This is a genomic window from Metabacillus sp. YM-086 (assembly GCF_048059995.1).
GTDB classification, from domain to species: Bacteria; Bacillota; Bacilli; order Bacillales; family Bacillaceae; genus Metabacillus; species Metabacillus litoralis_B.
Map to the genome: position 1 here is coordinate 1 of NZ_JBLUOI010000064.1, position 13,733 is coordinate 13,733.

Below are 13,733 nucleotides of genomic sequence, written 5' to 3' on the forward strand. Positions count from 1 at the left end.
TTTCTGTTTTACTTTCTTCCGAAAGTGATGATGAGGGTCTCCCCAGTTCCGTTAACTACTTTCCTAACATGTCGTTCATACCCTTATCCCGAGAGATTCTTCGGTGCTGCTCCTCCAAGTTCTTCACACCTTCCATGGTCTTCGCCCATTTACTCAAGGCTCGACTTCTCCTTAGCCACAAACATTGGATGCTCTTGACGAGACGGCAGGATTCACTTTATGTTACAACCTGTTAGTTTGCTTGCACTCTCAAAAGAGTTACTTTGTCACAGGGCTTCAACCTTAGGATTTCTCCACCAGTTGCCTGTCAGCTACCGAGCGTCTTGGAACTTACTCGGGTCGGACTTTCACCAACTAGCAATTAACGGCTTGCTGGGCACGCAGGAAAAAAAGCAAAGCGTATTGTGCTTTGCTTTTTTTATACAGTTATCTTACTTACTTAGATCGCTCATAGGAATCTAATAAATATTGAACGAGCTTCTCATCTTTTGATAAATGAACAGAATAAGTTCTTTTAACAAAGCGTTCTGCTTCTTCATAGCTTGAGAATTGATTTGAAAGTAACTTATGATTTTTTTCGATATTCCAAATATCTTCTTTATTTTTGTAAAGTAAGAATTGATCCTTTTCAGCATTTTCGAAATGCGAACAATGATTTTTTAAGTTCATTTTATTGTGAATGAAGTCTGTGCGTAATGGCTTTATTGAAAAAGGTTTTTCAATAAATTCTTTATAAGCATCGATTGTTAAGGAACATCCAGCTGCTTTTGCATGCCCCCCACCACCATATCTTGAGGCAATTTCAGAAACATCAGTATGATCATGTATTGTCCGAAAACTAATCTTTTTATTTCCCATATTTAATATTGAAATACAATCAAGGTGTGGATGTTCCTTTCCTAATTCATTTCCTAAGTCAGAATGATAAGATTCAGCGTGAACAATCCCTATACATACATCACCTAAAAACGATTGCACTAACTCTCTTTTTTTACGTCTAATGTAACGTTCCGTTTTCTTTTCTTCAATATCGAGAATTTTCCCTTCAAACTCACTAAATGAAAAATGATCAAATGTTAACAACCTATCTAACATGCTAGCTTCAAACTCTTCTATTGATTGCATATATAGAAGATCATTTAATCTTTTAGCTTGAATATTCTCATTCTTTTCCCATTCCCACGTATCATATTGACGTACTAGTTCAACATACTCATCCAAGATTGGTCGAGACGATATAATGTTGTTCTCAACTAAGTAGGAATAAAGAAGTGATGTAGCAGAAGCCAACTTTCCTTCTTTTTCTTCTACCTTCACGATTCCCCACTCATACTGATTACAGTGAAGAGCTGTTTTATGATGATCAATTAATCTTATCTGTCCTCCATTTTTGGAGAACTTTTCTAACTTCGCCTCATTTTCTTTATTAACAGATAAATCAGTTATGTATACTTCCTTATCTAAGTCCTGCTGATCAAGCAATTGCTCAACATGATAATCTAAACTATTGACAGAATGGTAATGTACTTCAACATCTTCCTTAAACGCAAATTTAGCAAGAATGCCACAACTTACCCCATCTAAATCATTATGTGATAATAAAATTTTTTGCATAAATCCACCTTCTACCTCAACATGGTTAAAATTGATTTCAATATATGTAAGTATTTGTTTTAATGATTGATCTATTCAATCTATTTTAAAATTTTTACCTATTTTTAAAACAAAAAGAGGATACAAAGGACCAGATAGGCCCAATGTTTCCTCTGTTTTTTAATCACATACTCTTTTACCGAGAATAACTAAATCTCGTTCTACACCATCCATGTTTGCAATTCTTGGTAGGTGTGCCCATCTTTCAAAATTGTAGCTTTCAAAGAGCTTAATACTAGGTGAATTGTGACCAAATACAAATGCTAACAACGTTTTTAATCCCAGCTCGGGACTTTGAGATATAGCCCGCTCCATTAAAACACGAGCGTAGCCTTTTCCGTGAACGGAAGGATCAAGATAAATACTTACTTCTGCTGTTGCATCATAAGCAGGTCTCCCATAAAAAGATTGAAAGCTTAGCCAGCCAACAATAGTGCCATCCTCTTCTAACACCCATAATGGTCGTTGATGTGCGTTATGTTCATGAAACCACTTTAATCTGCTTTCTACAGTCACCTCTTGTAAATCAGCTGTTGCAAGCTGCCCTGGAATAGAGCTGTTATATATTTCAACAATCCTAGGAAGGTCATCAAGATTTGCATCTCTTATTCTACGATTCTGTTCACTCATATTCTGTCTTTCCTTTCGTCAAATAACGTCGTCTTCTTATTATAAAATAAAAAAGGGTAGACAAAAACTACTTTTTTGCTTCCGGAACAAAAATTGTCGACAGATGTCGAGCTTTTCGATCATTTGATGGTTCATTATCTAATACTTTTTTATATACTTGTGAAAGTTCTTGAATAAATTCTTGAAATTCTTGATCTGTTAAGTACACCATAGCCTGCCGATAACTTACTCCATCTTTTATTAGATCAATATTTTCTTGGTTTAAATAATTTTCATACTGTCCAAGTAGATGAGTCATAAAGGTTAAAAATAAGTTTAAATGTTCATCTTTAGATAATTTTGTTAACTCTCTCTTATTAGATACCTCATGTTCATTTAAGGCATAGATTTTTTCGACCGTACCTCTTATTTGGTTCTCCTTTACAACTTTTAAAACTTCAGCCTCTAATAATTTATTTAGATGACGATATAATGTTGCTTGTGGTACATCTGTTAATCTAGCTGCAATTTGCTGAACAGTATATTCTTTGCTTCCTATTAGTGTTTGAACGATTTTCATTCTTACTGGATGAAGGATTAGTTTAGCTTTTGAATCCACTGAGGTGACTCCCCCTTATAAAAATAACCTCTATAACACAATAGTTATCATTATCAATTATAATAATAATATACTTCATGTCAAATAATATAGATTTTCTACTAAAACAAAAAAGAATGACAGTTTCCCGTCACTCTTCAACGAATTATTCAATCACTTCAAAATAGTCTTTGTAATACCCACCGACTTTACCGGTATTGTCAATAACAAAGAAAAATTCCTCTGTTTCATTTTGTACATCATACTCATTTCCTGCTGTTAAAGCTCGATCTACCATATATTTTTCAGCATTCGTATGAATACATTTTACTTTCTTAACTGCTTTAGAATTTTGCCATGTTTTATGTATCATATCTATCACCTCTCTTATTTCTTCTTTTATTTTAGCTGATAATAGTTAAAAAGCCAATTATTGTGGAATGGCAACTTCAACAGCCACACTTTTCTTTTTCATTTCATATTTTACATAAAGTAAGATTGGCAAAGCGACAATTGTTATCATCACTAAAGTACCAAAAAGATAAAATGGCTTGTTCGCTCCAAATTGCTCTAATAAAATTCCGCCAATCCATGGACCGATGACATTCCCAAGTTGTGTAAAACCCATAGCACCAAAATATGTTCCTTTTAGATCAGGCTTTGCAAGCTGATCGATAAGTAAATCTGTCATAGAGAACATTAAGATTTCACCAATCGTAAAAATGATCATCATCATAATTAATAGTGGCAATTCTTGACTAAAAGCAAAACCTAAAAGTCCTAAGCAAATGACCACATTCCCAATCATTATTGAAACAAGCGGGGAATATTTTTTTCCAATTTTTATTAATGGAAATTGCAAAACAATAACTGTAATTGCATTTAAAGTTAGTAAATATGAAAATAATTCTGCTCCATTTTTGAATAACTCCGAGCTTGAAAAGTATTGCGGCAGTGTTGAGCTAAATTGAGAATATCCGGTAATACATAATACAAGTCCAACAAGACTATATAAAAAAATATGATCTTTACGGACAATTTGGACTGCATCTTTTAATTGAACAAGGTTATTATTCGTTATGTTTACTTTGTCATTGTATTTCCTCAACGTATATAGTAAAACCATTCCATATAGAAAATACGTTATTCCCGCAAATATAAATGGAGTTGTGCTAGCAGCTGCCCCAAGTTTAAGTCCGATTAACGGTCCAAATGTAACACCGACATTTATTGCTGTATAGCGAAGATTGAAGATCACTAAACGATTTTTTTCAACCGTTAAATCTGAAAGCATGGCCCTGGAAGTTGGTTCAAAAACAGAACGACATAAACCGTTTAATGCATTCATCATAAAAAAACCTAAAATGGAATGAGTAAAAGCAAACCCTACAAAAACGAGTCCCCAAGCAAAAACAGAGATTAACAGAACTCTTTTTCTTCCCCATAAATCTGATAAATATCCACCATAAAAGCTTGATGCAATGCCAACAAGAGAGCTAATTGCGATGATAGCACCTGTTGTAGACGGTGATACATGTTTTTCCTGTGTTAAGTATATGGCTAAAAATGGTATACACATCGATGTTGCTAAACGTCCAAATAAAGTCCCGATTAAAATATTCAATGTAACCGGACTAACATCTTTTAACTGTTTCCACATTATGTTCCCTTCCATCTTCTAATAGAATAATAATTTATTATACCTGAAAATGGAAAAAAGAATAGTAGAAAAATAGATAAATCGTTGGGTTTCATAACAATCAGAATGACCGCATAATGTATGGAGAGGTGAACGAAGCTATGTATACGAATGAAAGTATTGATCAGAAGATAGAAGAAATGATCGAAAAATTAAGAGCTACTCAACGAAAAGATGGTTCTTGGAAATACTGTTTTGAAGGCGGATTAATGACTGACGCTTTTATGATTATAACATTGCGTGCTTTGGATATAAAAAATGAAGAAAGGCTAATACAACGACTAACAGATCGTATCTATTCGTTACAAACAAGCTCAGGGGTATGGAAGGCTTATTCTGATGAGAAAAGTGGGAACCTTTCTATCACCATACAAGCATATTGTGCTCTTTTATATTCAGGTTACTTCACACAAGAACATCCTGGTTTAAAAAAAGCTGAAGCATTTATCTTAAAGAATGGTGGATTGGGTAATTCCCATTTTTTGACGAAATGGATGTTAGCTGTAAATGGACTATATCCATGGCCAACTCTATTTTATATACCGATGACCTTCCTTCTAATTCCACCTTCATTTCCCTTAAATTTTTATCAATTCAGTAATTATGCCAGAATTCATTTTATTCCAATGATGGTTGCTGCAAATAAAAAATACACGATTAAATCAAGTTATACACCAAACTTGAATCACCTGATTATTCGTTCTTCTTCTGCTAATGAAAACTGGGAACATCCATTTGCAACACGTACCAATTCATCGTTTACAAATGAAATGAACAAACTTCTGCGACTACCTGAATATTTACACCGTTTGGGCTATCAAAAAGCAGAGAGTTATATGTTAAAAAGACTTGAAGATGATGGAACTCTTTACAGCTATGCTAGTTCAACCTTTTTCATGATTTATGCCCTACTATCTTTAGGCCATAAGCAGTCTTCTCCAACGGTATTAAATGCTATAAACGGATTAAAGCATTTAATTTCAACCAATTGTGAAGGTATTCATCTTGAAAACTCAACCTCTACTGTTTGGGATACAGCCTTACTTAGCTATGCCCTTCAAGAAGCAAATGTTTCCAGCACTTCACCAATGATTAACAAATCTGTAGAATATCTCTTATCAATGCAGCATACAAAAAAAGGTGATTGGAAAATTCATAACCCTAATATCACTCCAGGTGGATGGGGTTTTTCCCATAATAATACTATTAATCCTGACAATGATGATACCTCAGCAGCATTACGAGCCTTAACACGTCAAGCACGAAAAGAACAAAAGGTTCGCAATGCTTGGTATAAAGGAGTTGCTTATCTTCTCTCTATGCAAAATGCTGATGGTGGATGGGCAGCGTTTGAAAAAAATACAGATTTTGAAATGCTCACTTATCTTCCTTTAGATAACGCAGAGGACGCCGCTATTGATCCGTCAACTCCTGACTTAACGGGTAGAGTACTAGAGTTTTTAGGAAACTATGCTGGATTAACAAAAACTCACCCAAGTGTAAAAGCGGCAATCAATTGGCTGATGGAAAATCAAGAAGATAACGGCTCTTGGTATGGAAGATGGGGAGTTTGCTATATTTATGGAACTTGGGCTGCCGTGACAGGATTACTAGCTGTTGGAATATCCCCCACATCACCTGCTATAAAAAAGGCAATCAATTGGCTGGAAAGCATACAATTAAACAGTGGAGGTTGGGGTGAATCATGTGCAAGTAGTGAGGAGAAAAGATATGTCCCCCTTTCATTTAGTACCCCTTCACAAACATCATGGGCATTAGATGCATTAATTCAGAGTAGAGCCTTTTCTAAATTATCTGTACAAAAGGGTATATCTCATTTAATAAATGACTCCTCTTTTACCGAAGAAGGAAGAACATATCCAACCGGCATTGGACTACCAGGGCAATTTTACATCACTTACCATAGCTACAATCTACTTTTTCCATTACTAACACTTGCACACTACCAAAAAAGATCATAACAGGTTTATTTAGAAAAAAGATCAACCTTTTAGGAAAAGTGCATATATTGTCTACGACTGATGTCAGGGAGGGAGAAATAATGTCAGAGCAGTACATCTTATCTATGCAAAAATGGTGTGAGGAAATTTTAGAAAGTTATCATCATTCCTATGATGAACTAAGCCGAAACCATCACAAAAATACATTAGAAAATTGGAAAAGTGAGCTTGAAACCTTTCAAGCCCAACTACACAAAGATGAATTTCTCGATAACAAGGACGTTTATGAACGTGCTGATCAGCTTTTCACACAGTTTGAAGCATATTTTGAAGCTGAAGGTAATGAACAAGAAAGCATATTACGTGCCCATAACGAAGCAGGAACGGTTCCAATTGGAGGTCATACGTTACCACCATTGCCGTACAGTTATGATGCATTAGAGCCTTATATTGACCGCGAAATTATGAGATTACATCATGACAAGCATCATCAAAGCTATGTTGATGGTTTAAATAAAGCCGAAAAAGAGATGCAAAAAGCTCGTCAAACAAATAACTTTGAATTAATTAAGCATTGGGAACGTGAAGCAGCATTTCATGGTGCCGGTCATTACCTCCACACAATCTTTTGGAATGTAATGAGTCCTAATGGCGGTGGTATGCCATCTGGAATGTTAATGAGAGAGATTAATCAAACATTTGGAAGTTTCGAAAAATTCAAAACTCACTTTTCAGAAGCAGCCAAAAATGTTGAAGCAGTTGGGTGGACAATTTTAGTTTGGGCACCACGTTCCCGTAGATTAGAAATTCTTCAAGCAGAAAAGCATCAAAACTTAAGTCAATGGGATGTTATCCCCCTACTTACATTAGATGTCTGGGAACATGCCTATTATCTTCAATATAAAAATGAACGAAAGAAATACGTTGAAAATTGGTGGAATGTAGTAAATTGGCGTGAAGTAGAAAGACGTTTTCATGAAGCACAACAACTAAAATGGAAACCATTTTAGTATAGAAAAAAGGCAGATTATCTTATAAAGAAAAATCTGCCTTTTTTGATTCTATATTATACCTAAAGCATCTAAAAAGACAAAGATAATAACAATCGGTGATACATACTTTAATAGCAGATACCAAATTGTAAAGATCTTCTTGCAAAGAGATGACCCTTGTGAAAGTTCATCAAATAAAACTTTTTTCGATATCTTTAATGGAACAAATATTGAAATTAAAAGAGCACCAAGTGGCATAAGAATATTGCTTACTAGGAAATCAGCAGCGTCAAAAATAGACTTATCAAACAAGGTTATGTGTCCAAGTAGTCCGAAAGAAAGTGCTGATGGAATTCCTACGATAAAAATGGATATTCCTACTAACCAAGAAGCTTTTATCCTTCTAGAATCATTCCCCTTCGCGATTGGAGCCACAATTATTTCGAGCATTGAAAAAGCAGATGTTAAAGTAGCAAATAAAAACAATAATAAAAATGCAATCAAAAAGATTGTTCCAAACGGCATTTGATTAAACACTGTTGGCAATACATTAAACAATAACACTGGACCTGCATCCGGAGCTAAACCAAAAGAAAACACGGCCGGAAAAATAGCTAATCCTGCTAAAAACGCAACTAATAAGTTGAGAACGACGATCGATACGGCCGATTGTGGTAAATTTTCATTCTTAGACAAATAAGAACTGTACGTTACCATAACTGATACCCCTACACTTAGGGCAAAAAAGGATTGTCCCATTGCATATAAAATCGTCTCAGATGTTACGTTTGTAAAATCAGGTTTTAAAAAGAAAAGAATTCCTTCCATGGAGCCATCTAGTGTAATAGAACGAACAATCAAGATGACAAATAATATAAACAAAGCAGGCATCATAATTCGGCTTGCTTTTTCAATCCCATTTGAAACACCTTTTGAAACAACAAAGCTTGTAATAAGTAAAAATAATAACTGTGCAAAAACGGTTAAAAACGGATCCGAAATGCTAGTACCAAATAACTCACCATACTCCTGCTCTGTTAATCCACTAAGATTTCCTGTTACTGCTTTAAATAGATAAATTAAAATCCAGCCACCCACTACGCTATAAAAAGACAACAAGATAAAACAAGTCACTACACCAAGTCTTCCAATTAAGTGCCAAGAGGAATTCGGAGCAATTTGTTTATATGCTTGAATGGCATCTTTTTTCGTACTTCTACCTATCACAAACTCTCCTAATAGAAGTGGTAGTCCTACTAGTAAAGTAAATAAAATAAAGATTAGAAAAAATACACCGCCCCCACTAGTCCCCGCAACATAAGGAAACTTCCATATCGCTCCTAAACCAATTGCAGACCCGGCAGCCGCAAGAATAAAAGAGAGCTTCGACGACCATTGTTCTACAGAATTATTCATAACATCACCTCAAAATCCTACTGATCAAAGATTTCTTTCAAAAGAATATAAAATCAACCTTCGAAAAATATATTATATAAATACACATTTTATCATTTTACTAGGATAATTTAAATTAAATTTTAAAATAATACTATCATTATGTTAATGAGTCCTAGTATTTCACATAGGTTGAATCCAAATAATGACCTTCAAACAGGAATTAACACTCTAGGATCTCCTGTTTTTTTCACTTATTTGTTTATTCTATAATTATTTCCTCAAGTAAAAGAAAAGCAACAAAAAGGCTGACACACCTAGTGCCAGCCTCCTCAAGCTTATTAAAAGACTTATCCTTCTAATAATAATGATTCTGGGTCTTCGAGCAATTCTTTCACTGTTGCTAAGAAGCTTACCGCTTCTCTTCCATCAACAATTCGGTGGTCATATGAAAGCGCAATGTACATCATTGGGCGATTTTCCATTGTATTTTCATCGATTGCAACAGGACGAAGCTGAATTTTGTGCATTCCTAAAATACCAACTTGTGGTCCGTTTAGGATAGGTGTTGACATTAATGATCCGAAAACACCGCCGTTTGTAATTGTGAAAGTTCCTCCTTGTAAATCTGAAAGGCTTAACTTATTATCACGTGCTTTCTTAGCAAGATTAAGGATTTCTCCTTCAATTCCTGCAAAGTTTAAGCGATCTGCATCACGAACAACTGGTACAACTAAGCCATCTGGAGCTGATACTGCAATTCCAATATCATAGAATTTTTTCACTAAGATTTCATTGCCTTGAATTTCTGCATTAAGCAGTGGATATTGCTTTAATGCAGCAACAACAGCTTTTGTAAAGAAGGACATGAAGCCTAAACGAACATCATGCTGTTCGAAAAACTTGTCTTTACGGCGTTTACGAACTTCCATAACCGCTGTCATATCTACCTCATTAAATGTTGTTAACATAGCCGCTGTTTGTTGAACTTCTACTAAGCGATTTGCAATTGTTTGTCTACGTCTAGACATTTTTTGTCTTTCAACCGGTTTGCCAGGTTTTTCATCCTGTACGGCTGGCGTAGTAGCTTTTGGTGCAGCTGGTTTTGATTCTTGTTTTGGTGCTTCTTGACCAGAGTGTGCTTCAACATCTTGTTTACGTACTCGGCCAAGCGGATCAACTGTTTGAACTTGTTGTAAATCTATTCCACGCTCACGAGCTAACTTACGTGCAGCTGGTGAGGCAATTGTACGTTGTTTTTTCTCATCTTCCGTTACTTCAACATTGTTTTGTTGAACTTCTTGTGGCGCTGGTGCTTCTTGTTTAGTTTCTGTTTGCTCTGGTTGTGAAGGAGAAGCTTCACCACTCTCATCAATTATCCCGATTGTTTCTCCAACTTGAACAGTATCACCTGATTCTTTGTGTAGCTCTTTTAAAACTCCAGAAAATTCAGCAGTTAATTCAACATTTACTTTATCTGTTTCAACTTCTAAAAGGTATTCACCTTTCTCAACAACATCACCTGGTTGTTTTAACCATTGTGCAATAGTTCCTTCAGTAATAGATTCTGCTAGTTCTGGTACTTTAATTTCAGCCATTGTTGGTTCCCCCTTGAGAAACTTGCTTGTTAAAAGAATCACTATTACATCTATATCAATTTAACGCGATAATATGATAACAGCAAGCCTCGCATTTTTTCAATTTAAATGATGATTAATGGTCAAATAATTATTTATTCCAAGTTAATGCTTCTGTAACAATACGTTCTTGATCCGTTTTGTGGATATTCGGATCACCTTCTGCAGGACTCTGTCTTCTTCTTCTACCTATATATTTCACCGGAATTCCTTCTGGTGCGATTTCTCTTAGTTTTGCATCAATAAATGTCCATGCTCCCATGTTTTGAGGCTCCTCTTGAACCCAAACAATTTCTTCAAGCGATGGTAAACGCTCCAAAACGGACGTAATTATTGTTTTAGGGAAAGGATATAGTTCCTCAACTCTTAGCATGTGAACCCAATCTAGGTCACCTTCGATTGTGTTTAACTTATCAGTTAGGTCTGTAGCGATCTTACCAGTGCATAAAAGAAGTCTTTTTACTTTTTCTAGAGAAGTGCCTAGTCCTGGTTGTTCAATAACTGGCTTGAACTCTCCTTCACATAATTCATTTAGATCTGATACAGTTTGTGGATTTCTAAGTAAGCTCTTTGGCGTCATAATGACAAGTGGTCTTACTTCTTCACGTTTTAGCAAGTCAGCTTGACGACGTAGTATATGGAAATATTGAGCTGCACTTGTTAAATTAGCAACTTGCCAGCTATCTTCAGCAGCTAACTGTAAGAAACGCTCCAACCTGCCGCTCGAATGCTCAGGACCTTGTCCTTCAAATCCATGTGGTAATAACATAACAAGACCAGATTTTTGACCCCATTTTGCACGACCTGCAGCAATAAACTGATCAAAGAATACTTGTGCGGCATTTGCAAAGTCTCCGTATTGTGCTTCCCATAAAACTAATGTTTCTGGGGCAAATACATTGTAACCATATTCAAAACCAATAACTGACCCTTCAGATAATGGACTATTGTGGATTGCAAATGATGCTTTAGCGTCATCTAGTCGATGTAATGGTGAATAAAACTCACCAGTATCAACATCATGTAAAACAATATGTCTCTGCGCAAATGTTCCACGCTGTGAATCCTGTCCTGTTAATCGAATAGGAGTTCCATCTGTTAAAATGGATGCAAACGCTAACGCTTCACCTAAAGCCCATTCCACTTTTCCGTCTTCTTTAAGTGCTTTTGCTCTTCTTTCTAGAATTCTCTGAAGCTTAGAAAACACATTAAAGCTTTCCGGCCATTTTACAAGCTCATCATTTAATTGAAGTAACTTATCCTTATCAACAGCTGTTTTCAACTTAGGAAGGCCACTGTTAATGAATTCCGGTAGTTGTATTTCATGTGTTTGTGCTACCTTTTTATCAGGAACTTTTTGGTATGCCTTTTCTAAAACGGTTTGAACCTCATCACTAATCTTTTCAACATCTTCTGGCTTAACAATTCCTCCACCTTGTAGTGATTTTGCATAAAGTTCACGTACAGTTGGATGTTTACGAACTTTTTCGTAAAGTTTTGGTTGTGTCATGGACGGCTCATCCATTTCATTATGACCAAAACGTCGATAACCAATAAGGTCGATTAAGAAATCACTCTTAAACTTATTTCTGTATTCCATTGCAATGAACACTGCAGCAATACATGCCTCTGGATCATCTGCATTAACGTGTACAATAGGAATTTCATATCCTTTTGCAAGGTCACTTGCATATGTTGTTGAACGGGAATCGCGACTTTCAGTTGTAAAACCGATCATATTATTCGCAATAATATGTATAGTGCCACCCGTTTGATAACCAGTCAGCTTATTTAAGTTCAATGTTTCTGCAACAATTCCTTCACCCGGGAATGCAGCGTCCCCATGGATCAGAATAGCCATAGCATTATTTTCATTTTGTTTTGGATAACCTTTTTCTGTGCGAGTTTCCTGTGCAGCACGAGTATATCCTTCAACAATTGGATCGATAAACTCTAGATGACTTGGGTTATTAGCTAATGTTACTTTTGCACGCACTGTACTTTCATCTTTAATTTGTTTATTTGCACCAAGATGATACTTAACATCACCACTCCAGCCATAGTTGATTCCAATAGAACCTTCTGATGGAACCAGTTCTTTATTAGGTGCATGTTGAAACTCAGAAAAGATAATTTCATACGGCTTTCCAAGTACATGAGCTAAAACGCTTAAACGACCACGGTGTGCCATTCCGATATTTATTGTATCAGTTCCAGCTTGAACGGCATTTGAGATTAATTCATCAAGTACCGGAACAAGCATATCTAAACCTTCAATAGAAAAACGTTTTTGACCTACAAAGGTACGGTGAAGGAATTGTTCAAACCCTTCAACTTCTGTGAGTCTTTTTAAGATAGATATACGTTTTTCCTTTGATAAATTTTCAAAAATCGCTCCTGATTCCACCATTTTTACAAGCCATGTTTTTTCCTCATAGTTATGAACATGACTAAATTCGAAAGCAATTGATTTCTTATAAACTTCTTTTAAGTATTGATATGCTTCAAGCCCATTGGTCACATGTGCAGGAGCATCTTCACATAATAGGTTTACAGGTATATCTTTTAAATCTTCTTCAGTTAAATCATATTCTTCAAGGCGAAGAAACTCATTCTTTTCATTTCGGTCCTCAAAAGGAAAAATTGCTGCGTTTAAGTGACCATATCTACGAATATTTGTCACTAATCGAACTGCTTCAGCAACTTTTTTCATTTTATCAGTACTGATTGTTTCATTTTCAGCTGATATTGTCGTGTCTTTTGTTGTGATTGAAGGAGAACCCCAGGTATCAAATATTTCTTTTAATTCTATATCAATAGAATTTGGATCAAGTTTATATTGATCATATTGTTCCATGACATAGCCGAGGTTAGGACCATGGAAGTCTTCCCAAGGGAAATTCTTCTTGCTATTGCCTTGTGCCATCTAACATTACCCCCAACGATTCATAAGTGATCAGAAATAATTTTCCTGATACGTAGGAAGGATAAAATTATCCTACGATATTAACCACTCTTACGAGTATAGTAGTATGATATTAAAACGCTTCCAATGCTATTTTAACATTGCTACCTTCACATTCCAAGATAGTTAATAGAAAAATCGAAAAAAAATGTATCTTTTTTCTTGTGGATTTCCTTAGACCGTCTAATTGTTCGGAATAATTGGAATTATCCAACAAATATATC

Annotated in this window: 10 protein-coding genes; 2 read left to right on the forward strand and 8 right to left on the reverse strand. The window is 35.4% G+C overall.

The genetic code is table 11. From position 1 onward, the window contains the following. Nucleotides 1-435 precede the first annotated feature (435 nt). From ACEWK1_RS21065 to ACEWK1_RS21085, 5 genes are all read right to left on the reverse strand, one after another. The gene (locus ACEWK1_RS21065; protein ID WP_212134167.1) at nucleotides 436-1,614 is read right to left on the reverse strand and encodes a DHHA1 domain-containing protein; all 1,179 of its coding nucleotides are present in this window, start codon (nucleotides 1,612-1,614) and stop codon (nucleotides 436-438) included. 159 nt (nucleotides 1,615-1,773) lie between these two features. Further along, nucleotides 1,774-2,283, reverse strand: coding sequence for a GNAT family N-acetyltransferase (locus tag ACEWK1_RS21070; protein ID WP_121662443.1), 510 nt, complete (start codon nucleotides 2,281-2,283; stop codon nucleotides 1,774-1,776). 67 nt (nucleotides 2,284-2,350) lie between these two features. Next, nucleotides 2,351-2,881: a helix-turn-helix domain-containing protein gene (locus ACEWK1_RS21075; protein WP_416636632.1), complete on the reverse strand. Its 531-nt coding sequence runs from the start codon at nucleotides 2,879-2,881 to the stop codon at nucleotides 2,351-2,353. Nucleotides 2,882-3,026: 145 nt separating this feature from the next. Beyond that, nucleotides 3,027-3,233 carry a DUF6501 family protein gene (locus tag ACEWK1_RS21080; protein WP_121662444.1) on the reverse strand — a complete coding sequence of 69 codons (207 nt, stop codon included), beginning with the start codon at nucleotides 3,231-3,233 and terminating at the stop codon, nucleotides 3,027-3,029. Between the two features lie 57 nt (nucleotides 3,234-3,290). Then, a complete protein-coding gene (locus ACEWK1_RS21085; RefSeq protein WP_121662445.1) occupies nucleotides 3,291-4,520 on the reverse strand; it encodes an MDR family MFS transporter in 1,230 nt (409 codons plus the stop codon). Between the two features lie 140 nt (nucleotides 4,521-4,660). On the opposite strand from ACEWK1_RS21085, the gene ACEWK1_RS21090 reads away from it, so the two are divergent. Continuing rightward, complete coding sequence (locus ACEWK1_RS21090) at nucleotides 4,661-6,541, forward strand: prenyltransferase/squalene oxidase repeat-containing protein (protein ID WP_251406174.1); 1,881 nt, start codon at nucleotides 4,661-4,663, stop codon at nucleotides 6,539-6,541. An 80-nt stretch (nucleotides 6,542-6,621) separates the two neighbouring features. Then, nucleotides 6,622-7,530, forward strand: a complete 909-nt coding sequence (locus ACEWK1_RS21095) for a superoxide dismutase (RefSeq protein WP_121662447.1) — start codon at nucleotides 6,622-6,624, stop codon at nucleotides 7,528-7,530. A 51-nt stretch (nucleotides 7,531-7,581) separates the two neighbouring features. Here ACEWK1_RS21095 and ACEWK1_RS21100 read toward each other — a convergent pair whose 3' ends face one another. The 3 genes from ACEWK1_RS21100 to sucA all read right to left on the reverse strand — a co-directional run bounded on the left by ACEWK1_RS21100 (nucleotide 7,582) and on the right by sucA (nucleotide 13,470). Continuing rightward, nucleotides 7,582-8,928, reverse strand: coding sequence for a sodium-dependent transporter (locus tag ACEWK1_RS21100; protein WP_416636633.1), 1,347 nt, complete (start codon nucleotides 8,926-8,928; stop codon nucleotides 7,582-7,584). Between the two features lie 329 nt (nucleotides 8,929-9,257). Continuing rightward, complete coding sequence (gene odhB, locus ACEWK1_RS21105) at nucleotides 9,258-10,505, reverse strand: 2-oxoglutarate dehydrogenase complex dihydrolipoyllysine-residue succinyltransferase (RefSeq protein ID WP_121662449.1); 1,248 nt, start codon at nucleotides 10,503-10,505, stop codon at nucleotides 9,258-9,260. A gap of 130 nt (nucleotides 10,506-10,635) precedes the next feature. After that, a complete protein-coding gene (gene sucA, locus ACEWK1_RS21110) occupies nucleotides 10,636-13,470 on the reverse strand; it encodes a 2-oxoglutarate dehydrogenase E1 component (RefSeq protein ID WP_251395908.1) in 2,835 nt (944 codons plus the stop codon). Between the last annotated feature and the right edge of the window lie 263 nt (nucleotides 13,471-13,733).

Coding starts and splice junctions, on each gene's coding strand:
- odhB (WP_121662449.1), bottom strand. CDS start 10,505: ATGGCTGAAATTAAAGTACCAGAACTAGCAGAATCTATTACTGAAGGA.
- ACEWK1_RS21100 (WP_416636633.1), bottom strand. CDS start 8,928: ATGAATAATTCTGTAGAACAATGGTCGTCGAAGCTCTCTTTTATTCTT.
- ACEWK1_RS21085 (WP_121662445.1), bottom strand. CDS start 4,520: ATGTGGAAACAGTTAAAAGATGTTAGTCCGGTTACATTGAATATTTTA.
- ACEWK1_RS21080 (WP_121662444.1), bottom strand. CDS start 3,233: ATGATACATAAAACATGGCAAAATTCTAAAGCAGTTAAGAAAGTAAAA.
- ACEWK1_RS21065 (WP_212134167.1), bottom strand. CDS start 1,614: ATGCAAAAAATTTTATTATCACATAATGATTTAGATGGGGTAAGTTGT.
- ACEWK1_RS21070 (WP_121662443.1), bottom strand. CDS start 2,283: ATGAGTGAACAGAATCGTAGAATAAGAGATGCAAATCTTGATGACCTT.
- ACEWK1_RS21095 (WP_121662447.1), top strand. CDS start 6,622: ATGTCAGAGCAGTACATCTTATCTATGCAAAAATGGTGTGAGGAAATT.
- sucA (WP_251395908.1), bottom strand. CDS start 13,470: ATGGCACAAGGCAATAGCAAGAAGAATTTCCCTTGGGAAGACTTCCAT.
- ACEWK1_RS21090 (WP_251406174.1), top strand. CDS start 4,661: ATGTATACGAATGAAAGTATTGATCAGAAGATAGAAGAAATGATCGAA.